Annotated in this window: 19 protein-coding genes; 11 read left to right on the forward strand and 8 right to left on the reverse strand. The window is 68.2% G+C overall.

Translation table 11 applies throughout. From position 1 onward, the window contains the following. Window positions 1–605: 605 nt before the first annotated feature. From phoA to H284_RS20565, 4 genes are all read right to left on the reverse strand, one after another. Window positions 606–2,510, reverse strand: a complete 1,905-nt coding sequence (phoA, locus tag H284_RS0113900; protein WP_020076719.1) for an alkaline phosphatase — start codon at window positions 2,508–2,510, stop codon at window positions 606–608. Between the two features lie 117 nt (window positions 2,511–2,627). Continuing rightward, window positions 2,628–3,197 carry a GNAT family N-acetyltransferase gene (locus tag H284_RS0113905; RefSeq protein WP_020076720.1) on the reverse strand — a complete coding sequence of 190 codons (570 nt, stop codon included), beginning with the start codon at window positions 3,195–3,197 and terminating at the stop codon, window positions 2,628–2,630. A 44-nt stretch (window positions 3,198–3,241) separates the two neighbouring features. Continuing rightward, a complete protein-coding gene (locus H284_RS0113910; protein WP_020076721.1) occupies window positions 3,242–4,360 on the reverse strand; it encodes an N-acetyltransferase DgcN family protein in 1,119 nt (372 codons plus the stop codon). A 204-nt stretch (window positions 4,361–4,564) separates the two neighbouring features. Continuing rightward, a complete protein-coding gene (locus H284_RS20565) occupies window positions 4,565–7,201 on the reverse strand; it encodes a lamin tail domain-containing protein (RefSeq protein ID WP_020076722.1) in 2,637 nt (878 codons plus the stop codon). A gap of 158 nt (window positions 7,202–7,359) precedes the next feature. On the opposite strand from H284_RS20565, the gene H284_RS0113920 reads away from it, so the two are divergent. The 4 genes from H284_RS0113920 (at window position 7,360) to H284_RS0113935 (ending at window position 10,064) form a co-directional block, all read left to right on the forward strand. Continuing rightward, on the forward strand, window positions 7,360–7,956 hold the full coding sequence (locus H284_RS0113920; protein ID WP_231371236.1) for a TMEM175 family protein: 597 nt from the start codon (window positions 7,360–7,362) through the stop codon (window positions 7,954–7,956). Between the two features lie 331 nt (window positions 7,957–8,287). Then, complete coding sequence (locus tag H284_RS20300; RefSeq protein ID WP_020076724.1) at window positions 8,288–8,605, forward strand: hypothetical protein; 318 nt, start codon at window positions 8,288–8,290, stop codon at window positions 8,603–8,605. After that, on the forward strand, window positions 8,595–9,521 hold the full coding sequence (locus tag H284_RS0113930) for a hypothetical protein (RefSeq protein WP_155885502.1): 927 nt from the start codon (window positions 8,595–8,597) through the stop codon (window positions 9,519–9,521). The genes H284_RS20300 and H284_RS0113930 overlap by 11 nt, the downstream gene beginning before the upstream one ends. 120 nt (window positions 9,522–9,641) lie before the next feature. Further along, entirely contained in the window at window positions 9,642–10,064 is a 423-nt protein-coding gene (locus H284_RS0113935; protein WP_155885503.1) for a hypothetical protein, read from the forward strand. A 33-nt stretch (window positions 10,065–10,097) separates the two neighbouring features. Here H284_RS0113935 and H284_RS0113940 read toward each other — a convergent pair whose 3' ends face one another. Continuing rightward, on the reverse strand, window positions 10,098–10,670 hold the full coding sequence (locus tag H284_RS0113940; RefSeq protein ID WP_020076727.1) for a hypothetical protein: 573 nt from the start codon (window positions 10,668–10,670) through the stop codon (window positions 10,098–10,100). A gap of 618 nt (window positions 10,671–11,288) precedes the next feature. On the opposite strand from H284_RS0113940, the gene H284_RS0113945 reads away from it, so the two are divergent. Together H284_RS0113945 and H284_RS0113950 are read left to right on the forward strand one after the other, a co-directional pair. Next, window positions 11,289–13,484, forward strand: coding sequence for a M57 family metalloprotease (locus tag H284_RS0113945; RefSeq protein WP_231371237.1), 2,196 nt, complete (start codon window positions 11,289–11,291; stop codon window positions 13,482–13,484). A 294-nt stretch (window positions 13,485–13,778) separates the two neighbouring features. Continuing rightward, entirely contained in the window at window positions 13,779–14,180 is a 402-nt protein-coding gene (locus H284_RS0113950) for a hypothetical protein (protein WP_231371238.1), read from the forward strand. Between the two features lie 190 nt (window positions 14,181–14,370). On the opposite strand, the gene H284_RS0113955 is transcribed toward H284_RS0113950, so the two are convergent. After that, entirely contained in the window at window positions 14,371–14,739 is a 369-nt protein-coding gene (locus tag H284_RS0113955) for a DUF2510 domain-containing protein (RefSeq protein ID WP_081630418.1), read from the reverse strand. 605 nt (window positions 14,740–15,344) lie between these two features. Here H284_RS0113955 and H284_RS0113960 point away from each other — a divergent pair. From H284_RS0113960 to H284_RS0113970, 3 genes are all read left to right on the forward strand, one after another. Then, window positions 15,345–15,848 (forward strand): NUDIX hydrolase, encoded by a 504-nt coding sequence (locus tag H284_RS0113960; RefSeq protein WP_051092479.1) that lies wholly within the window; start codon window positions 15,345–15,347, stop codon window positions 15,846–15,848. 409 nt (window positions 15,849–16,257) lie between these two features. After that, window positions 16,258–18,000: an MFS transporter gene (locus tag H284_RS0113965; protein ID WP_018192215.1), complete on the forward strand. Its 1,743-nt coding sequence runs from the start codon at window positions 16,258–16,260 to the stop codon at window positions 17,998–18,000. After that, window positions 17,984–18,469, forward strand: coding sequence for a MarR family winged helix-turn-helix transcriptional regulator (locus H284_RS0113970; RefSeq protein WP_020076731.1), 486 nt, complete (start codon window positions 17,984–17,986; stop codon window positions 18,467–18,469). The genes H284_RS0113965 and H284_RS0113970 overlap by 17 nt, the downstream gene beginning before the upstream one ends. Before the next feature lie 85 nt (window positions 18,470–18,554). Here H284_RS0113970 and H284_RS0113975 read toward each other — a convergent pair whose 3' ends face one another. Both H284_RS0113975 and H284_RS0113980 read right to left on the reverse strand, forming a co-directional pair. After that, window positions 18,555–19,418, reverse strand: coding sequence for an EamA family transporter (locus H284_RS0113975; RefSeq protein ID WP_020076732.1), 864 nt, complete (start codon window positions 19,416–19,418; stop codon window positions 18,555–18,557). Then, window positions 19,418–19,981, reverse strand: coding sequence for a dihydrofolate reductase family protein (locus tag H284_RS0113980; protein WP_029042950.1), 564 nt, complete (start codon window positions 19,979–19,981; stop codon window positions 19,418–19,420). Before H284_RS0113980 ends, H284_RS0113975 begins: the two co-directional genes overlap by 1 nt. 98 nt (window positions 19,982–20,079) lie before the next feature. Here H284_RS0113980 and recQ point away from each other — a divergent pair, with 98 nt between their 5' ends. Together recQ and H284_RS0113990 are read left to right on the forward strand one after the other, a co-directional pair. After that, window positions 20,080–22,074, forward strand: a complete 1,995-nt coding sequence (gene recQ, locus H284_RS0113985; RefSeq protein ID WP_020076734.1) for a DNA helicase RecQ — start codon at window positions 20,080–20,082, stop codon at window positions 22,072–22,074. Window positions 22,075–22,207: 133 nt separating this feature from the next. Continuing rightward, the gene (locus H284_RS0113990) at window positions 22,208–22,699 is read left to right on the forward strand and encodes a DapH/DapD/GlmU-related protein (RefSeq protein ID WP_231371239.1); all 492 of its coding nucleotides are present in this window, start codon (window positions 22,208–22,210) and stop codon (window positions 22,697–22,699) included. The last annotated feature ends 114 nt before the right edge of the window (window positions 22,700–22,813 follow it).

The raw sequence follows: 22,813 nt of genomic DNA on the forward strand, positions 1-22,813 counted from the left end.
CCCAGCTCCCGGCCAAGAGAGCCAGCATTGTGACTACGGACATCACCCACGTCGGCAGACCGCTCCCGGGCGCGAACACGACCATAATCAGCGTGGAGAGCAAGACGACCACCACGACGGCAAGATATACGCGAACGGCGGCGGTCAGGGGTGGCGGGAAGACGGGACCCCTGACACGACTCCACACTCGATCAAAGGTCGCGCACAGAAGCGCTCCCACCGTCAGCGCCATCCCGCCCCACGGCTGTGGGAGGAGCGAGGCACCCAGCAATGTGCCCCCCACGACGAGAGCCATGCTGGCGAAGTACGCCAGGCGTCGGGGCCGCGCTGCCATCAGAACCCTTTACAACTTCCGGCGATTCCCGCCGCCGCGGCTGACATCAGTACACGAGACTTCTTCACACCCGGCAAGCCGGAACAGTCCTTGTCCACCACTCGCAAGGGCAAAGCGCCCTTCTACCTACTCAGACGCAGCAACCACAGGGTCGTGACGCCTTCCTTCAGAACACCTCGGTCTTTGCGGACGTATTGCGATCCGATGGATCGCGCGACGTGGAAGGGGGAGGAGTCCGGGTGGACTCCTCCCCCTCATGATGTGCTGCCGGTCAGACCTGCGGGGCACCGCCCGCGCGGCGACGCCCGCGGGTGACGAACAGGTAGCCCGCGATCAGCAGGGCCAGCGCGATCACCACGATGAGCGGCGCGACGATCGAGCCGGTCGAGGCGAGCGAGCCGGCGGAGGTGGATCCGGCGGTCACCGCGCCGTTGCCGCCACCGGTCGATCCACCGGCCGATCCGCCGGGCAGGGCGCCGGACGGCTGGCCGTCGGCGGTGACCTCGAAGTTCACCGTCACCGCCTTCCCGCTCTGCGAACCGGTGATGGTGATGGTGTGGGCGCCGAGGTCGGTCGGCGCGGTCGCCGTGATGGCGGCCGATCCGCCCAGCACGTCGGTGCGCGGCAGCGCGACCGGGTCGGACTGCATGACTCCGGTGATCTGGCGGTCGCCGCGGAAGCCGGCCAGCGTCGCGGTGATCGGGTCGCCCGGCTTCACCGTCGTTGCGTTCAGCGTCACCGACGCGCCGGCGCTGAGGGCCGCGTAGTCGCGGTTCAGCTCCAGAGCGCGGGCGATGGTGAAGAACGTGTCGGACTGGTCGGTCAGGCCGACGACGTCGGCCGCGCCGGGCCCGTAGCCGGCGATGCGCAGCTGGGCGCCGGTGTGCTGCTGCGAGCCCCCGGCGGCCGCCGTGCCGTAGGCGACCTTCATCACGGTGCCGTCGGCGGTTGTCAGCGCGGTCGAGAGGGTCGCCGGCGGGGTGCTGTCGACGATCTGGCTGGTGTGGGCGTGGTCGGCGGTCACGATGACGAGGGTGTTGCCGTCCTTCTTCGCGAACGCGAGCGCTGCTTGCACGGCCTCGTCGAGGTCGACGGTCTCGCCGATCTGGCCGCACGCGTCGGCCGAGTGGTCGCGCTTGTCGATGCTGGCGCCCTCGACCTGGAGGAAGAAGCCGTCACCGCCCGGCTTGTCCAGGAGGGAGATCGCCTTGTTGGTCAGCGACGAGAGGGAGAGGTCGGTCGCCAGCCGGGCCGGGTTCGGCGTGCAGGTGACCGGCGCCTGGTCCGCGCCGCCGACGGTCGCCGTCGTCGAGGCGTAGCGCGTCGGGAAGTTGCCGGGGGTGAACAGGCCGAGCAGCGGCTTCTGCTGGTTCGCCTCCGTCACACCCGCGAGGCCCGCGGCGTCGCCGACGACCTGGTATCCGCGCTCGGCGGCCTGGTCGAACAGCGTCTCGTCCTTCCACTGGCCGGCCTTCGCGGTCTGCGTGAAGGAGGTCGACCCTCCGCCCAGGGTCACGTCGGCGCGAGCGTCGAGCAGCTGCTCGCTGATGGAGCCGAGTCCGCCGTTCTCGAGGGCGTCGGAGCCGCACGATGCGCTGTCCGGCCCGTAGCAGGAGCGGGCGCCCACGTGCGCGACCTCGACGGCCGGGGTCGCGTCCTGGATCTCGGCGGTGCTGACATTGCCGGTGCGGAGGCCGTTGGCGCGTGCCAGCTCCAGCAGGGTCGCCTGCGGCTTGCCGTCGATGTCGACGGAGATCGCGTTGTCGTAGGTCTTCGTGCCGGTCGCCCACGCGGATCCAGTGGCGGCGGAGTCCGGCACGTAGTCCGGCTTGCCCTTGTTCGCGCCGTCCTTGTACACGGAGTAGGTCGTGTACTGGCCGGTGAGCGGCAGTGCGTCGATGCCGGGAAGCATGCCGCCCGCGCCGTACTGGTAGTTGCGGGCGACCGTGATCTCGCTGTCGCCCATCCCGTCGCCGATGAGCAGGATGACGTTCTTGGCGGGCCCGTTGACGATCGACTGGCGGAGCGCGGTCGTGGAGTCGTCGGGGTTGCGGGCGGCGCCCCCGTTGTCGGAGGTGGCGGCCAGCGCGGGCGCGGGGAGCAGCGCGGCGGCGAGCACGCCGGAGGCGGCGACGAGCACGGCGCCGCCCTTCCAGCGCGAAGCGGAACGGAACATTCGGACGGGTCCTTTCGGTCGAGTGACCGGACCATCCGAGCGGGTTGCGGTGACGCGCGGATTAACCTGAGAGAGCGTACATGTGAACTCTCACAGGGGAGCAGGAGCGCCGCTCGTTCAGGTGCCGAGTTCGCGCCGCATCAGCCAGCGCACCTGGCCGCCCGAGTGGGCGTCGGTGGCCAGCACGCGCGAGAAGCCGTGCTTCTCGAAGAGCTCGACCGTTCCGACGTAGCCGCTGATCACATCCACGCGCTCGCCGCCGGTGTCGACCGGGTAGCCCTCGACCAGCGCGGCACCGGAGGCGCGGGCGTGCTCGACCGCGCCGTCGAGCAGGTCGTGCATCAGGCCGCGCTTGCGGAAACCGCCGCGGACGACGAAGCAGACGATCGACCACGGGTCGCGCTCCTCGTCGAGGTGCGGGATGGTGCGGGAGTGCATCAAGCGGCGGTACGTCGACTTCGGGGCGACCGAGCACCAGCCCGCCACCTCGCCGTCGAGGTACGCGAGAACGCCGGGGCCGGGCTCCGAGGAGCACTCGGCGCGCATGTGGTCGACCCGGCCCGCCGTGTTGAGCCGGGCATCCCGGTAGGACATGCAGACGCAGCCGCCCGCGCCGGGCTTCCGGGGCACCATGAAGGTCGCGAAGTCGTCGAAGCGGCCCGTGGCGGGGAGGACGTCGATGGCCATGCCGGAAGTGTATTCCGGGCCACCGACGACGCCAGGGCCACCGACTACGCCAGGCTGGACTCCGTGCTCGCGATACCGGCGAGCGCCTCGCCACGGAGGCCCAGGTTCGGGAAGGCCAGCAGGACCATGTCGACGAGCTCCTCCAGCGGACGGGTCAGCGGGTCGGTGACGGGGAGGCCGAGCCGGGCTTCGTGCTCGGCGATCGTGTCGTCGATCCCGGCCGCCGTCAGACCCTCGTGGTTGATGGTGACGCCGATGACGCTGGTGTCGCTGAACGCCTGGATCAAGGCGATCTCACTCGCGGCCGTCGGCATCGGCATCATCGGGAAGTCGCCCAGCATCACGCGCCCGGGGGCGTGCTGGAGGATGACGCCCTCCGGTCGGCCGCCGCGCAGGATGGCGCCCGAGCTGAGGTAGGCGGGGTGGCTCAGCGCACCCTGGCCTTCGACGATGATGACGTCCGGGTCCTCCTCCTCGAACGCGGCGACGACCTGCGCCTCCACCTCACCGGAGCAGAACTGGGGGATGGTCGCGTCGAGTGCCACCGCGTACCGGGCTCCCTGGATCAGCGACGTCTGCCCGGTCCCGACCATCACCGCGCGGATGCCCTGCGCGTTCAGCGCCTGAGTAAGAAGCGTGGCCGTCGTGCGCTTGCCGACCGATCCGTCCGTGCCGAGCACCGCGATGCGCGGGCACGTGACGTCGAAGATCCGGCCGCTGAACAGCTTCAGCTCCGCGATCTCCTTCGGCCGCCGGACGTCCTCGATCGTCACACCGGCCACGAGGGCTGCTGCGACGAACTCGGCGTCGTCGTTGAGGTACTCGTGCAGTCCGTTGACCAGGTTCATCCCGCGGTCGATGCCGTCGAGGAGCACGGCGCGGTGGTCGGCGGTCAGCAGGCCGTCGGTCGGCGCCATCCCGAAGATCAGGGTGTCGGGGATGAAGCCCGCGCGCTCGAGGGATGCGTCCAGGCTTGCGAGCACCGGGATCCCGTTCGGTGGGCCGTCCAGGACCTCGCCTGCGTCGCCGCCCGCACGGGTGCTGTCGATCACGCTGAGGATCTCGTACTTCTCGGAATGGCGGACGAGACCGTTGGCGGTCTTGCCGTCGAGCCTCCCGAACAGTCCTTCGCAGTAGACGACGGCTTTCACGGACGCGGGCATGGCGCTCCTCTTGTTTGCACAGAGGAGGCGACGAGTCGTGGCCGGATCCGGCGGATCCATCTGTCAACGAGGCGTCTTCCCTGAAGCCGGCGCACTGCCGGCTCGGGAACCATAGCAGCGCAACCTGGGCGCGGTGCTCGTCGTGACAACCGCCGGGGGAGGGCACGGCCGAGCCGGCCCGCCCCCGGGGCTATCACTCTGCGCTCACTCTCCGCTCGTGTGCGTCCGAGCGCGTCGGCGCAGCAGGATGAGCAGACCGCCGCCGATCAGCAGCGCCAGGGCGATCAGCCCGGCCGCCGGACTCACGTCGGAGCCCGTCGAGGCGAGGGCGGCCGGATCGCCGCCAGACACCGTTGCGCCGGCGGACGTCACGCTGAAGGCCGCCGAGGCGACGACCGACCCGCCGATCGACGCGGTCACGGTGTGCGCACCCGCCGGGACTGCCGGCACCGAGAAGGCGAAGGTCAGCGTCCCGTCGGATGCCGCGGTCGCCGTGCCGAGGGTGACCGGTGTGGAGTTGAACACGAACGTGACCTGCGTGCCCGGCGCGAAGTGCGTGCCGGTGACCGTGATGCGGTCGCCGACGGCGCCCGAACCGGCGGACAGGCTGACCGCCGCCACCGGGTCCGTCGCCGGGCCGGAGACGCCCTGGCCGCCGAGCTGCAGGTCGCACGCGATGCGTCCGCTGTAGAGGGCGTGTCCCTCCGTCGGGCTCCCCGGGCCGGTGCCGTACACGCCGTCGTCCGACCACAGGGCCTCGCGAGTCCCTCCGGTGCAGGTCGACGCCGGGGCGAGAGCGAAGCCCTCCAGGTTGTCGTTCGGCAGACCGGCGGGGCGGCTGTAGACGACCTGCGGGACGATCGTTCCCATCCCGTCGACCTTCAGCACGGTGGAGGAGACGCCGCAGGTGTTGTCGCAGAGCGCCCAGATGCGCTGGGTGGCGGCGTCGAACTGCACGTCCATCACGTGGCCCATCTTCGTGTCCACGACCGCGACCCGGTGGAAGGTGTGGTCGCTGTTGAGCGCGTAGGCGTACAGCTTTCCGTCGTTCTCCAGCGCGGCGAAGTAGAGGCCGGTTCCATGTAGCGGGTAGTCGGCGGGCTTGTACGTCGTGCCGGTCGACTGGTCGACGAAGCCGTTGCCGACGAGGTAGCTGTCCGGCACGAAGGTCACGCCCTCGAAGCCCAGGTTCGCCTCCGTCTTGTTCCCGGCGTGCAGCTCCGGGAACTCCGCGGTCAGGTTCCACTGGTCGGTGGCGACCAGTGACGTGGCCGACGAGGTCGGGTCGATGCGCAGGATGGAGTTGAGCGGGATGGTGTTGGCGGCGTTGTTGCGCTCGGTCGTGACGTAGAGCGCGCCGTCCGGTCCGACCGTGAGCCCCTCGGAGTCCGGCTGGTTCGTCGCGGTGTCGCTGCTGCCCGGGAAGAAGATCTGCTTGCCCGCGCCCCAACCGTTGGCGGTGTCGGCCACCCAGAGGCCGTTCTCCTTCACCATGCGGAACACCCAGCCCTTGTTCTTGACGCTGTAGAGCACGTTCGCGTTGGTCGGGTCGAAGACCAGGCCGCTGACGTCGCGGCCCTCCGGACCGGTCGTGGTCTCCCACGCGCACAGCGAGTCGGCGACCGAGACGGTGGCGCTTCCCGGCCAGGCGACCGGAGTGCCCGCGCCGGCGGGGAGGGTGCCCGTGCCGGACGGCGCCTCCGGCTGGCAGGTCAGCGTGTTTCCGCCGCCGTTGCCGCCGTCGGCAGGGTTGGTGAGCACGTTCTGGCACGCGGTGGCGTTGGAACCGCCGAAGCTCTTGCTCGCCACCGAGGCGAAGGATCCCGTGCCGTCGGGGCAGCGCGCGTAGGCGCCCGCTCCGAACTCGTTGCCCTCGTCGGTGCCGGCTTCGCCTGCCGTGTAGTCGACGGAGTCGACCAGGGTGCCGGCGGTGCCTCCGGCGCCGTCCGGCAGGTAGAGCTTGACGCCGTCCCCGCCGCTGCTCAGGCCCTTGGTGGAGGAGAAGTACGCGTAGCCGTGGGCGGGCACGACCGTCGTCGGGGTCCCGTCGGCGAGGCTGGCCGAGAAGGTCGTTGCAGCCGTCGCTGCCCCGCTGTCGATCTGAAGCCAGCCGGTGATGTCCACATCCATCGACCCGCTATTGAAGAGCTCGATCGCGTCCCCGACCGGGGTGGCGGTGTTGTCGGACGACACCTCGTTGATGTGGATGCTCTTCCACGCAGGCTGCGCCGGGGCGAACCGGCTCTTTCCCGGTGAACCGATGTCACCGCTGGCCGACGCCCACGAGCCCTCCGCGTCGCCGACGGCGGAGAGCTGCCACTGCGAGGCATCGTTGGCCCCGAGCGCCGCGGCCGTAGTGGGAACGCCCGACTTCCCCTGCGTGCGCGGGCCCTTCGCCGTGCCGGTGCCCTGGTCGTTGTAGGTGAGCCGGTCGACGAGGTTCGCGACCGCATCCGGGCCGTCGAAGAGGTTGATCTCGTCGGCGCGGCCGAGGCCGGTCGTGTTGCCGGCGAGCACTTTCACGTCGGCGCCGAGCGACCATTCGGTCCGGAAGGCGGCATCCGCCGACTCGGTGATGATGGCCGATTCGCCGGACGCCAGCGTCCCGAGCCCGTCCAGCGGAACCGTGCCGGGCGTCTGGCTGTCGTCGTCGAAGGACCAGCCGGCGAGGCTGACCGGCGTCGTGCCGAGGTTGGTGAGCTCGATGAACTCGCCGCCGGTGGTGCCGGGGCTGTACATCCACTCGGTGATCCGCACGTCGGGCGTTGCCGCGGCCTGCGCCGCGGTGGGGAGGGCGAGCGCCAGTGTGCCGGCGGTCGCGGTGGCGGCGAGGACCGCCACGGTTCGGGTTCTGAGAAGTCGCACAGGGACGGAAGCTACCCACGTCGGCGGTATGCGGGGGAACGGGGAGGTGAACGGAGGACCCGTCGTCGTTGAACGGACCGTGTCCGCCCGGCTAAGGTATGCCCACCTCGAACGGCGACGACCAGGAGGCAACGATGACCAAGGTGCGACTGGAAGCGTTCACCGACGGGGTCCTCGCGGTGGCCATCACCCTCCTGGTCCTGGATCTTCACCTCGAGCCGGGCAACGGCGAGAGTCTCCTGGATCAGGTCCTCGCGTCCGGGCCGTCGTTCGCCGCCTACGTCGTGAGCTTCTTCGTCATCGGCGTGATCTGGGTCAACCACCATTCGATCTTCCGTCTCGCGACCACGGTCGACCGGGTGCTGCTGTTCTGGAACCTCATCCTCCTGATGTTCGTGTCGGCCGTCCCCTTCACCACCGCGACGCTCGCGGGCGCCATCGCCGAGGGCAGCGCCGCGGACACCCGGGTCGCCGCCGTGCTGTACGGCGGGGTCGCGACCGGCTTCGCGATCGCCTTCACCCTGGTCTACGGGCGCATCACGCTCGTCCTCGTCCGGACGGGATCGATGGATGCGGGGACGCGGCGGAGCGCACTCCTCCGGTTCGGTGCGGGGACGCTGTTCTACCCGCTGCTGACCGTGATCGGCATCGTCTACGCGCCGGCCATGCTCGTCGGATTCGCTGCCCTGAGCGTGTACTACCTGTTCAACCAGACGGGCGCGAAGGAGTGACGGCGCTCGTGCTCGTGCTCGCGTGACGCTGAGATTGCGGGTATCGACGCGCCGGCGGAGGGCTTGGTCGCCGGACACCGGAAGCCCCTGAAGGCTCTGGTTGCACGGATCCACGACGCGCTGACCCGTCACGTCGCGGCCGCGCGGACGCCATTGCCCTCCTCCCGGTGGATCAACCCGGACCACGTCACCAGCCTGATCCCGCACTCAGTACAGCGCGAGAACAACGTGGGACCGCGCTCCGGGGCGCAGGAGGTTCGTCATGCTCGCCCCGGTGAGAGCGTCTCTAATAGAGGACGATGCTCGACGACCAACCCGGGGGAGGGGCAGCATGAACCACGACGTGCCCACTTTCGGCCGCGCTCGGGAGCGTCGACGTCGGTGGCGCATCGCGGCCCTTGTGGCGGCATCGATCATCGGCGGCATCCTGTTCTTCCAGCTTTCGCTCGCCTACGATTCCGGCTACCCGAGCACAACGGTCACCGGCAAACACCACACGCCGGCGTCGACCGACTGCCGGGGAAGCGAGTGCTCGACCGTTCCGGCCAGCTGGCAGCTCGACATCCTCTCCGGCCGGCAGGCGAACACGATCACCGTCGACAAGGCCACCTACGACCACTACGACATTGGCGACGCGTATGAAGACTGAACACGACCGATCTGTGTGGGCGAACCGCCGGAAGCGTTTCTGGTTTGGATTTGGCCACGCGGTGACTGTGTACGTGGACCGGGACAGCGTCCATATGGGCGATGACATGGAATCTCACGAGCTGGTTTTCGACGTCCCTCGACGGGTCGCCCTCAGCATCGTGCTGGAGGAGGCTCAACCATATGTGCATGTCCATGGAGGCGCTTCGTGGGTCGTCGACGTCGACGGCCGCACCACCGCGATCTGGTCCCAGCAACACGGCTTACAGCTCTTGGTCCGGGACGCTCCGATGGGGCAGAGGTTCTACAAGGTGTACTTCCACTACTTCGGGCAAATCGACCCGGAATGGTTGTTTCAACGTCTCCGCGATGGTGCCCCGCCGCACCGGCGCCACCTCGAGGAGGAGTATCGCCCGCTGGCGGAAGCCGCATGCGAGCGCGAGCATCGCCGCCGCGAACAGGAAATCCCCGAGCGCCTGCTCTCTGAGCCATGCGTGAGGGCCCTGGCTGAACTCGGCGCCGTGATCGACTTGCACAACGATGGCCTGTTCCGATTCGACCTCGATGATCGACGATGGATCGTCGAGCGGGACGACTCGATGACGATCATCCGCACCCCCGCTGATGAGGGATTCGACGCGGCAATATGCCCAACAGCCTTCGCCGAGTGCTGGCTGGTCGCCGCGGCCGCCGGCGAGGCACGCGCAACACGCGGGCTCCCGCACCTGCCCGCATACACGCAGAACCCTGCCCCCGACCTGGAACCGATGAGCAGCCCGCCCGGGACGCGATGCTGGACCACAACCACACCTGAGCTAGTGGCCCAACTCACCGGAGAGCGCGCAGTCGACTACTTCCGACTCGCGATCGGGCGCAGCATCGAAGAACTCGTCGCCCTCCTGACGCCACCGCGCTGACACACTCGGGCGCCCGGCAATCCTCCGAGTATGCGGCACGATACCTGTCTGTCTCGTAGCTGGTCGCGCCGTCTACGGTAGGGCGCAATACGGGGACGGATGCAGGTCAGGAGGCGAACCATGAATGCTGAACAGATGCTCGTCCTCGCCCTCATCGCTCTGGCCGCCGCGGTAACGGGTCGCGCGGCGCTGCTTGGCTGGCAGCGCCGCCGTGACAGGACCGCCGTGGTTCAGGGGAGAGGTGGCCGTCACGAGATCTCACGCGTCATCCGTGGCAGCCGAGTAATCGACTGGGCGATATGCGAGCACGGCACGTTGACGCTCAGGCTGATGAACGACGCATCGCAGATCTGCCTAGACCTGGTCTGCACCCTGGCGATCGTCAGGCCCACGGACGTGCTCACAGTCAGGGACGAGCGCTTCGGGCCCTCGCTCGACGCGTTGAGGAACGGGAAGGTCACATCGGTGGTGAACACGGACCTGGGACTGGAGCTCCAAGTAGCGGATGTCCGTCTGTGCGTGGGACCGAGACCGCTGGCGTAGGCGTAAGAGCAGCGGATCAGCGCCGGGCTGAGCTCAGCGTTCTGTTCCTGCCAACGGAGCGGCGGCGGCTTCGATAGCTGCTACACCGGCTGCCTTGACCGCGCGCAGGTCGGACTCATCGGGCCGCCCAAGGGTCCCGCTTCGAAGTTCTCTGAGTTGTCGACGGTACTCCGCCCAGGCGAGGCGCACGCGCTCTACCTGCGGGAAGTGACCCCCGTCAACCCAATCCAGTACGGCCCGCCCATGCACCGTGAGCCCTGGATCGAACTCGTCGGGATCGTCGAGTGGGAGCGGGACATTGTTCGCGCGCGCCCAGGCGATCACAGCGAGACGCAGCGGCACGAGCCGCGACCAGTCGGAAGAGTCGCTCGCGGGGGCTATCAGCACCCCGTCGGAGTACCCGCGTTCCACCCCGAACCGGACCATCGTGTCGCCCACCTGCACCCGGAGCTCCCACACGTCCATCTGCTGGGGCCCCCAGAACACGATGACCGCGGCGCCCGCGTCCAGCAGTTGGCGAGCGAGCAGCGCTGCATCCGTGTCTCTGGCCTGCAGATGGTCGAGGAACCGAGGCAGATTGGCGGTGTCCGGCAGAGGAGTATTCATCCGCACAGGGTATGACGAGGACGCGGATCGACCCTGAGTCCCGGTGTCGTGACCGGTACGGCGAGGCGGAACGCTGCACGGTGGCCGGCCTCAAAGAGACCGGCCACCCACCCTTCACAGGATGTGTAACCGATCGAGAACCAGCAGCGCGAAGCTGCCCACGATCGCCGTGGCACGCAAACTCCACCCGCGACTTCAGCCGTCGTGGTTCGGGCGCATATATGCACTCCGTCGTCATTCTGCTCGTGAGCTCACGTCGTAGTCAGTGACGAGTGCATGTGCTCGTCGCGGTCGTCGACGGTCTCTTCCGGTGCTGCCGGGTGAGAGACGGGTTGACGCGTTCATGGGTGAACGAGGGACGTGGTTGTGGTGCGAGGGTGGAAATGGCGCCGGTTGATCGGCGTGTTGACGGCGGCGGTGGCAGCGGCGGTAGTGCTCGTACCTGTCGGAGGAGGCGCGGAACCGGCCGCGGCGTGGGCTCGCTCCGGGTATGCGTGCCGCACGTACCCCACGACGGCGACGTTGTACATCAAGTATCCGCCCACGGTGCCGGCTACCTACCGGGCGTCGCTGCGTAAGGCTGCAGAGGCGTGGTCCGCCTGGCGGTACGTCACGGGGGTGACCATCGCGTTTGGCGATCTGGCGGACCCCACCCCGGCGGGGGCGCGGGTGGTCGGTGTGGCCTCGATGCCGAACATTCCGGGTCAACCCCGGGCGCAAGCGGTCGCAGCGACGTACTGCGACTTCCACTCCGGTCAGCCTGCCGGTGGGAACATCAGCATCGCCACGAACTACATGGGTTCGTATTCGGAGACGCTGCGGCAGCACATCTTCACCCATGAGATCGGGCACATCCTCGGCCTGAACCACAACACCGATCAGCTGGCGTGTGGAACGGTGATGGAGCCGACGTCCAGTGAGGGCTCGATCTGTGGAGACAACAAAGCGCCCTACATAGACGACGTGGCTGGTGTGCTGGCGCTGTGGCGGCCCAACGCGACGCCCGGCTTTCCGGCCGGGTCGCGGATCACCTTCAACAGGGACCCCAGCTGGCATCTTGAGTCGTCCACTGCCCGGTGGTCCGGATGGGCCAACGGGGTGACCTTCACCACCGGGTTGCCTGACGGCTACTGGGATTGGACCTACGTGAAGGACAATGCGAACGACGGGTGGGGCTGGCTGGTCAACTCCGCGTCGGGGTTATGCCTCACCAGGAACGCGGGCGCCGACCAGCCGCACATGGGGTGGTGCTCCGGCGACGGGGCCCGCTGGGCCGTGTGGCAGGGTGCGAACGGCATGAAGCTGCTCGGCAAGGGGACGAGAACCTGCCTGGGAATCATGCTGGGACAGAACCTGTTCCGTCGCAACTGGGGCGATTCGATGCCCTGTTCGGACTACCGATCCGATCTCCAGATCGTGAAGATGACGACAGCACGGACGAAGCGTTCCCTGCCGGATGCTGAAACCACGGGCGGTCCAGTCATCGGCGCAGGCTCGGGTCGATGCCTGACAGCTCAGGGCGGTCCGTACACACTTGGGACGGACGTGACGATCTCCAGCTGTGCTGGTGCTGCCGCGCAGAAGTGGCGGTTCGACCCCGTGGAGAACGGGTATCGGATCAGTGTTTTCAACACGACGGCGGACTTCGAGGACGAGGAGCAGGCGCAACCCGAAGGGGAGGACCCGGCGATGTGCCTGTCCGGGTCGGGGGAGTCGGTCGGCACTGCCGCGTGCGAGCGAACGTCGGCCATGACCTGGACGGTCGCTGCTGACGGCACGCTGCGCAATCAGGGCTCGGGAACCTGCCTGAACGTTCGAGGCGCAGCGACCGGTGACGGCTCCCGGCTGATGCTGTATCCCTGCTCGACGGCGTCCAACATGGTCTGGAGCTCCCCCGATTCGCTGACCAGCGGGCCGGTATCGCTGGCGCCGGTGTCCTCCGCCGGCGGCGTGCTCTCGACAACGCCGGCTGCGACCGGCGATGCCGATCCGCGGATCCGGACGGTGCTGAAGAAGGATGCCGGATCGAACACTGCACGATTCCAGTACGAGCAGGTCGGAAGCACCGGGGGAGGCCTCATCCGAAACGCGGACACCGGCTCGTGTCTGCGGTGGAAGGGCAACGGAGCGCAGGCCGTCCTGGATCACGCATGCGACGGGAGCGACTCGTCATATCGGTGGGGACCGACGACGGTGGGGGCGGGAGTCTGGAAGCTGCAGAGCCAATACACCGGCGAATGTCTGGACCTGTTCGGGGCGACCGACGCCGAGAACAACACGATCGGAACCTACGCGTGCAATGGTGCCTCCAACCAGACCTGGAGGGCGATACCGAACAACCCCGTCTGGCCCGCCGGCACCGACACGACCGATCTCCCAAACATCGCCGTCTTCGGCACCGCCACCCAGTCATCCACTCGCGACGCGATCGACTCGCCGGCCGACAAGGCCAACGACGGTGACATGGGGAACAACTCTGTCGCCCGCACCATCAACGATGCCTATCCGTGGTGGCAACTGGATTTCGGGCAGACCACACAGATCGATACCGTCACGGTCCACCTGCCGACAGACGGCTCCCACTGGCTCAGATCGACCGACTTTTGGGTGATAGCGTCCAACGACCCGATCCCCGACGGCAACCCCTCAAGTCTCAGCGGGGGGACCATCAAGACCGTGCACATCTTCCGCCCCTGGGAACCTGTCACCCCCATCCAGCTGAACGGCAACTACCGCTACGTCAGAATCGCAAACGACTGGGCATACCCGCTCTCTCTCGCGGAGGTCACGATCACCCCGCATCGCGAAACGTGAATCGGGCCCGCGGACGCAGCAATTTGCAGCCGTGGCCGCCCTGAATGGTGTGAGGCGTGCCTACGACCAGCGCCGGGCACTCAGCTTCGTCGATTCTCGGAGAAGCGAGACGGTGAGCGTCATAAGCTGCGCGGAAGAACGGCCATTGGAGCTATGAAGGATGTCAGAGCACCGCTGAGCGCCGATGAAGCCGACCTAGACTAGCTCTAACTGAAATAAAATATATTGATGGTGGTCAAACTTGGCAGGGCAACTTAGGTCGAGATTGGAAGCTCGGTGCGTATGCTCCGGACCGTGACTTCGAAGACCTACCGCAGTAGCCCGCGAGGTGCCGCCTGGACGGTGTGGGCCGCGCTTGCGTGTCTCGCCGTCGCCGGGATCGCGTATCTCATCAATAGCGTCATCGCGGATGTGCTTCCCTCGGACCAGAACATAGGCGCCGATGTGGTTGCCGTAGTACTCACAACTATCTTCGCCCTCGGCCCGCTTGCTTTCGGAGTGCCGACGCTTGCCCGACACGTGTGGCCGAGGTGGGTGGTTCTCGGCTACGCGCTCTTCGCGGTAGCCCTTGTGGTGACCGCGTTTTCGCTCGTTGGCCACACTGTGCCACTGATAGACATTTACGCAGCAGGCCTGATCGCGGCTTTCGTGCTGATGTGCATTCGGTCGAGGCGCGCCCGACTTTCCCCGAGCTAGCCTCGCAGCAAACCTCTACAGAGCTTGCGGAGATCCACGGCCCGCAGCGGATCGGCTACTGCGCGTGCTACGCACGCCGCTCTGCAAGACCGCGCCGCCGGCCGCTACCGCGTGCGTCCCGGACGAACTCGGTACGCCGCTTCCCCACCTCAGCGCGACGCCACGAAGCCTTCACATCCGATATTGCGGTTCAAGACGTCCAGGCCAACCAAAACGTGAAAATGCCGACGCAGACCGACACCGCGGAGATGATCGCGCCTGCAACGGCGAACCGCCGCGCTCCGCGATTCCGTTCGGCGATTCCGAAGAGGGAGACAACCACGCCGACGAGGCCGAAGAGTACGCCGAGCGCTCCGAGGAGAAGGGCTGCGGCAAACGCAACACACGCGAGGACGAACCCGGTCAGACCGACACTGTTGCTCGGTGCCTGCGGGACGGTGTGCGCCAACGGCGCGCGTTTATTCGTCCATGACGTGCCGTCCCACCAACGAACGCGACCCCTGCCGTCGGCATGCCAGCCGGCCGGGATCGGCGGTGCCGAAGGTGGCTTGTCGCTCATAGTTGAATACTAGGAGGCTGTGTCGGGGACGCCAGGAAATCCGGTGCCGTCTGTCTCACTTTAGGGACATGGTGCGCAGCGCACGGCGACAGCCGCTGGCCCATTGACCTGCGGGTATGTGCGCAGACTGAAGCCAAGTACTCCCTAAGAATGCTCAGCTGTCAGCGACTTCAGCAGACTGTCCCAATCAGCTGTTCTCAAGTGCTTTTCGCCAGCGAATTGTCCGTGATCTCCGCCACATTGATTGTCCTTGCTCGGCGCGTGACACAACGCCAAAGCCTCCGTCCCGTCAGCGGATCGGCTTGCGGACGCTCCACGGGATTTTTCGAAGCGGACATATCGGCGGCCGCCGGCCGCGCCATACTGTCCTTGTGGGCGAATGAGGCGAGAAATTCCTGGATTGGGCGGCCAAGCCACTAGGCCCGAATGGTGGCAAGGATCTGCGGGTTTTCTGGAACGCCGTCCCGCACTCGGATGAGACAGTGAACCCAGAGGACAAGGATTGGTCGCAGAGCGAGCCTGATCCGAAAGCCCCGTAGCCGTCTGTTTCCGCTCACGGTCTCGTCTCCAGACGCAGGTGCGCAAGCCGATCGCCAACCGCACACATGGTGACGATCCCTCCAAGCGCCGGCCGTCGCCTAGGTTGGCCTTATGCGATCCCCCGTTTTTCGGTCGTTCCCGCGGCGTACGTGTATTTGAGGCGCGGCGATCAGGTGCTGCTGCAACGTCGCCAGAACACGGGGTACATGGATGGCATGTGGGTGGCCGGTGCGGCTGGCCACATCGAGCTCGGTGAGACTGCCGCCAACACGGCAGTCCACGAAGCTCGCGAGGAACTCGGCATAGAGATCAGTGTTGGGAGCCTCCTAGCCGCAACGGTCATGCAGCGCACTGACGGCACCTCGACTCCCAATGAACAGCGCGCAGATTGGTTCTTCACGGCTACCAAATGGTTCGGAGAACCTTCAGTCATGGAGTCACACAAGTGCGCGGAAGTCGCCTGGTTCCCGTTACTCGCGCTGCCCGACTCGATGCCCGAATACGAGCGGTTCGTGCTCGACTGCCTTGCTTCCGGCGAGCTAGCGCCGTTCACAAGCTTTGGCTTCTGAACCGCCCGGTAGCTGGTCGACAAACGGGACACCCGCGCCGGCCTCGCCCTAACCCGCCGGATCGCGTATTTCGAAGAGCAGGGCGATTCCCATAAGGCCCGCCCGCAATATGCCCGGTGGTGGTACCTCAAGCGCTCCAGTTCGGACCATGCTGTGCCTATTCACCGATGCTCAAGTCTCAGTTCGCAGGGCAATGTCTCTGCAGTCGCTCGGCGTCGATGACGGGAATGTCAACCGCTGCGGAAATCTCCATGGGGTTGAGTGCCAACTCAAGTTGGTGCTGTCCTGACTAATTCGCGAATCGTCAACGCCCAGGCGACCAGCGCGGTCGCGGCAACGCAGTTATATAGTTGACGCATATAAACAACCGAACTCCCACGTACTCGCGCGCACTCTGACAAGGACTCCCGTGGCCCGCACCGGCATCTTCACCAAAGACCACCCGCACTACCGCTGGGTGGCACTCTCGAACACCACCCTCGGCATGCTCATGGCGACGATCAACTCGTCGATCGTCATCATCTCGCTGCCCGCCATCTTCACCGGCGTCAAGCTCAACCCGCTCGAGCCGGGCAACGTCTCCTACCTGCTGTGGATGCTGATGGGCTACATGCTCGTCACCGCCGTGCTCGTCGTCATGTTCGGGCGGATGGGCGACCAGTTCGGGCGCGTGCGCATCTACAACCTCGGGTTCGTCATCTTCACGCTCGCCGCGATCGCGCTCTGCCTCGACCCGTTCAGCGGGGGCCCTGGCGCGATGTGGCTGATCGTCTGGCGGTTCGTCCAGGGCGTCGGCGGCGCGATGCTGTTCGCCAACTCGACCGCGATCCTCACCGACGCCTTCCCGGCCAACAAGCGCGGGTTCGCCCTCGGCCTCAACCAGGTCGCGGCCATCGCCGGAAGCTTCATCGGCCTCATCCTCGGCGGCGTGCTCGCCGAGATCGACTGGCGTGCGGTCTTCTTCGTCTCGGTGCCGTTCGGCGTGATCGGCACCATCTGGTCCATCAAGTCGCTGCACGAGGTCGGTCAGAAGAACCCCGGCCGCATCGACTGGCTCGGCAACGCCACGTTCGGCATCGGGCTCATCGCCCTCCTCACCGGCATCACCTACGGCATCCAGCCCTACGGCGACTCCAGCCAGGGATGGGGCAACCCGTGGGTGCTCGGATCGATCATCGGCGGCATCGTGCTGCTCGCGCTGTTCGTCGTCATCGAGCTGAAGGTGCCCGCGCCGATGTTCGACATGAGGCTGTTCCGCATCCGCGCCTTCTCTTCGGGCATCTTCGCCGGATTCCTCGCCGCCATCGGGCGCGGCGGCCTGCAGTTCATGCTGATCATCTGGTTGCAGGGCATCTGGCTGCCGCTGCACGGCTACAGCTACGAGTCGACGCCGCTCTGGGCGGGCATCTACATGCTCCCGATCACGATCGGCTTCCTCATCGCCGGACCGATCTCCGGTGCGCTCTCCGACCGGTTCGGGTCGCGCGCGTTCGCGACGGTCGGCCTGCTCCTGGTGGCGGCGACCTTCGTGGGCCTGCTGCTCATCCCCGTGAACTTCGAGTACTGGCAGTTCGCGGTGCTCACCGGTCTCAACGGCATCGGCTCCGGCCTGTTCTCGTCGCCCAACCGCACGGCGATCATGAACAGCGTCCCGGCGAACGAACGCGGCGCCGCATCCGGGATGGCCGGTGTCGCGCTCAACGCCGGGAGCTCGCTGTCGATCGGCATCTTCTTCTCGCTGATGATCGCGGGGCTGTCGGTCGCGCTGCCGTCGGCCCTCACCAACGGGTTGACCTCGCACGGCGTGCCATCGCACATCGCGGCGCAGGTCGGGAACACCCCGCCCGTGGGCAGCCTGTTCGCCGCCTTCCTCGGCTACAACCCCATCCAGAGCCTGCTCGGACCGACCGGGATCCTCACCGCGCCGCACGTCGACGGCGCCACCCTGACGGGCAAGGAGTTCTTCCCGCAGCTGATCTCCGGGCCCTTCCACGACGGTCTGGTGGTCGTCTTCATCGCCGCCGCCGTCATGAGCGTCATCGGCGCCGTCGCCTCGTTCCTGGGCGGAGCCAAGTATGTTCATGAGGAGGCCGTCGCACCCCAGCGGCAGGCCACCGAGGAAGGCGAGGAAGTCGGTGCCCACCGCGCATGAAGCTGACGAGCGGCCGGCGGCCGGACGCGACGACGATGTCCCCGGCCGCCTGGCCCTGGCCGCTGGGCGGCTGAACCGCCGCATCCGCTCATCCACCGGAGGGCTCAGCCACGGGCAGCTCTCCGCCCTGTCGACCATCGTCCGCAACGGACCGCTGCGCCCGAGCGAGCTCGCCGCCATCGAGGTGGCGGCGGCGCCCACGATCACCCGCATCGTCGCCGAGCTCGAAGCGCGAGGCCTGGTGGAGCGCACGCCGGACCCGCAGGACCGCCGATCCCTGTTCGTCTCCGGCACCGACGCGGGAACGGCGCTGCTGCTCGAAGCGCGGTCGGACCGCGCCCGGGCCGTCGCCGACATCCTCGCCGAACTCACCCCCGAGCAGGTGGACGCCATCCGCGCCGCCCTCCCCGCCCTCGAACGGGCCGCGCAGGTCACTCCGCCCGCGCCTCCCACGCCTCCCGCGTCCTGACATCCCGTGAGGTGCACGTAGATGCGCGCGACACGCCGGCCGCGGCCGCAACGACGTGCACCTCGGGGTCCGGTCGAGGGGCGGGTCAGGTGAGGGAGAGGAGCGCGGCGGCGGCGACGGCCAGCACGAGGCCGACCCACTGGACGGGCGCGACCCGCTCGCGCAGCACGATGGCGGCCAGCAGGATGGTGCCCGCCGGGTAGAGCGCCACCAGCACCGACATGGTGGTCAGGTCGCCGAGCCGCAGGCCGAGCAGGATGAGGACGTTGGCCGAGACATCGAGCGCGCCTCCCGCCGCGGCGATGCCGGTTCCGCGCGGCCCGAGGTGAGGCGGATGCCCGTCCACCCGGCGTCGCGCGCGGAGCACGAGGACTCCGACGAGCGTCCACATCACGGCTCCGTTCACCGCGCGGTTGGCGATCAGCGGCACGACCCCCGAATCCTCTGGCGTCTGGTCGAGCAGGATGAGGAAGACGCCGATCATCGCGCCGGCCCCGACCGCCATCAGCAGGGCGCGGGCGGTCGGCCTCACGGCGCCCTTCTCCGGGACGAAGCCGACGAGGACCACCGCGATCAGCGCCATCCCGATCGCGACATAGCCGATGGCCCCGAATCGGTCGCCGCCGAGCAGCCCCCACGCCATCGGCACGACCGCCGACATCAGAGCGGTCAGCGGCGACAGGATGCTCATCGGCCCGATCGCGAGGCACGCATACAGCAGACCGACGGCGACCGAGCCCGCCAATCCGGACAGCGCGCCCCAGCCGAGAGCGGCCGCCGACCACTCCCCGCCGACGAACGGCAGGGCGAGCAGGAGCAGCAGGAGGCCGCTGACGGCGCCGACGGCGGTCGTGCGCACCGGGCCGATGCGCCGGGCGGCCACGCCGCCGAGGAAGTCGGCGGAACCGTAGACGACGGCGCTCAGCAGCCCGAGGACTGCGGCCGGCATCAGCTCCCGGCCAGCCGGTACGTGTGGAGTACAGCCCCGGACTCGAACCGACGTAGCTCGGTGAGCTCGAACGTCCACTTCTCGCGGTCGTCGGGGAAGATCCGGATGCCGCCGCCCACCATCACCGGATAGACGAGCAGCCGCAGCTCGTCGACGAGCCCCCAGACGAGCAGGGAGCGGACGAGGGATGCGCTGCCGGCCACCAGAAGCGGGCCGCCGTCGCTGTCCTTCAGCGACTGGACGGGGGCGCGGACGGGCGCCTCGAGGGCGGTCGCGTTCCAGGCCAGCTCGGCCGGGCGCGAAGTGGCGACGGCCTTGGGCATGCTGTTCATCTTGTCGGCGAACTCACCGTCGCGCGGGGGCCAGGCCTCCGCGAACTGCTCGTACGTGCGTCGGCCGAGGAGCAGGGATTCGGCCTCCAGCACCTCCTGCAGCTTGAACGCGCGGAGGTCGTCGGAGCTGAACGGGATCGTCCATCCCGAATGGCGGTGGGTGGGCTCGCCGCCGGGAGCCTCGACCACTCCGTCGAGCGTCATGAACTCGGTCACGATGAGCCGCCGCATGTCCGCGATGGTACCGGAGGCCGGCCTGTGGATGCGGAAGTTCTCCACAGATCGGCACAGCCCGGCCGATCGTCGGCGGCCCCGGATACGATCGAGGGATGAGCTTCACCGACGGCTGGATCCCCGACGACAGGGATGCCCCTCCCCTCGACGAGGAGCCGCCGATGCCCGAGTTCGGCGACCCGTACAGGGGTGCACCGTGGCCGGGAGAGGAGCCTGCCGGGGGTGGCGCCGCCTCGGGTGTTGCTGTGCGCACCGCAGCCGTCGTCCGCTCGACGCCGCCGCGGTTCGCCTCCGCCGCCGAGGCCTTGCGCACGGTGTTCGGGTACGAGGAGTTCCGCGGGCAGCAACAGGCGATCATCGAGCGCGTGGCGGCCGGCGGCGACGCCGTCGTGCTGATGCCGACCGGTGGCGGCAAGAGTCTCTGCTACCAGATCCCGTCGCTGCTGCGCGAGGGCACGGGCGTGGTCGTCTCGCCGCTCATCGCGCTGATGCAGGACCAGGTGGATGCGCTCACCGCGGTCGGCGTGCGTGCGGCTTTCCTCAACTCGACGCAGGACGCCGCAGCGCGGTCCGCCGTCGAGCGCGCGTACCTGTCGGGCGAGCTCGACGTGCTCTACGTCGCGCCGGAGCGGCTGTCGTCGGAGTCGACGAAGCGGTTCCTCGAGCGCGGCAGCATCGCGCTGTTCGCCATCGACGAGGCTCACTGTGTGTCCCAGTGGGGGCACGACTTCCGCCCGGACTACCTCGCGCTCTCCGAGCTCGCCGACCGCTGGCCGGACGTCCCGCGCATCGCCCTGACCGCGACGGCGACGGAGGCGACGCACAAAGAGCTCACGTCCCGCCTGAAGCTGGAGGGCGCTGAGCACTTCGTCTCCGATTTCGACCGGCCCAACATCCAATACCGCATCGTGCCGAAGGTCGAGCCGCGTAAGCAGCTGCTCGACTTCATCACCAGCGAGCACCCCGGCGACGCGGGCATCGTCTACGCCCTGTCGCGGGCGTCCGTCGAGAAGACGGCCGAGTTCCTGTCTTCGCACGGGCTCACGGCGCTGCCGTATCACGCCGGGCTCGAGGCGTCCCGTCGCGCGCAGACCCAGTCGCGGTTCCTGCGCGAAGAGGGCGTGATCGTCGTCGCCACCATCGCCTTCGGCATGGGGATCGACAAGCCGGATGTGCGGTTCGTCGCCCACATCGACCTGCCCAAGTCGGTCGAGGGCTACTACCAGGAGACCGGTCGTGCCGGGCGCGACGGCCTCCCCTCGACGGCGTGGCTCGCCTACGGCCTGCAAGACGTCGTGCAGCAGCGCCGCATGATCGACGACTCCCCGGGCGACCTCGCGCATCGGAGGAGGATGACGCAGCACCTGGATGCGATGCTCGCCCTCTGCGAGACCGTCCAGTGCCGCCGCATCGACCTGCTCGGCTACTTCGGGCAACCGTCCGGCCCGTGCGGCAACTGCGACACCTGCCTGACGCCGCCGGAGAGCTGGGACGGCACGGTGCCGGCGCAGAAGCTGCTCTCGACCGTCGTGCGCCTGCAGCGCGAGCGCAACCAGCGTTTCGGCGCCGGGCACCTGATCGACATCCTCCGCGGCAAGCGCACCCCGCGCGTGGAGCAATACGGGCACGACCGCCTGTCGACGTGGGCGATCGGCGACGACCTGTCCGAAAGCCAGTGGCGCGGTGTCATCCGCCAGCTGATCGCCAAGGAGCTGCTGAAGCCCGAGGGCGAGTACGGCGTGCTCACCATCACGCCGGCGAGCGCCGAGGTGCTTGCCGGCACTCGCCCGGTGGTGCTGCGTCGGGAGCCGGACCGTCCCGAGCGCGCGCCGCGCGCATCCCGCAGCACGGCGTCCGCCGACCTCGCTGCCGCCGACCAGCCGCTGTTCGAGGCGCTCCGCAGCTGGCGCGCCGGCCAGGCCCGCGAGCAGGGCGTGCCCGCGTACATCGTCTTCGGTGACGCCACGCTGCGCGCTGTCGCGTCCGCGCGCCCGGCCTCCCTCGCAGACCTCGACGGGATCACTGGCATCGGAGCCAAGAAGCGCGAGGCCTACGGCGAGGCGCTCCTCGCCGTCGTCGCCTCCGCCTGACCGACCCCTTTGCGGCCGGCGAAAGGCGGGGTATCGTCCGTCGTTCCGGGCGGCCATCAGGGAATCTTTTCCTGCCCGCCTGCGTTATGACATTGAACGATTACTGCGGCGATCTCGGAGGAGGAAGTAGTAGATGGCACGAATGATCGAAGAGCTCGAGGACGAGACCGGCGCCGTCATCAAGTACAAGCGTCACGTGAACGGCCGAGGCCTGGTCTCGCCGTCCGCGCGGGTGGCCGAGTCGGCCTACATCGAGCCGACCGCCTACGTGGAGGCCGACGCGCGCGTCGGCATGGAGGCGTACGTCGGAGCCGGCAGCTGGATCGACAAGGGCGCGACGGTGGGCGACCGCACCTTCGTGGGCGCCAACGTCCACATCGGCGCGGGCTGCATCGTCGGCAGCGGAGTGAAGATCGGCAGCGGAGCGAAGCTCGGCGAGAACGCGATGGTGGGCAACGGTGCGCGCATCGAGCGCGACACCCAGGTGGCGGCCGGTTCCGTCATCGAGTTGAAGGGTGCGGCTGCCGCGCGGGCGGCGCTCACCACGCCGCTCCGGTCGCCGCGTCCGCAGCAGCGCGACCTGCGCTCCGTGCGCACGCCGCGCACCCCGCGTCGCGCGGCCTGACCCGCGAGCTCTCAGAAGACGCCGCCCCGGTTGCCCGGGGCGGCGTTTTCGCGCTCCCGGCCCCTTGTGCGGGGTGTCACGCCGCAGGGGGTCCGATTTGGAGGTTTCCACAAT

This window comes from Cryocola sp. 340MFSha3.1 (genome assembly GCF_000383315.1).
Taxonomy (GTDB): Bacteria; Actinomycetota; Actinomycetes; order Actinomycetales; family Microbacteriaceae; genus Leifsonia.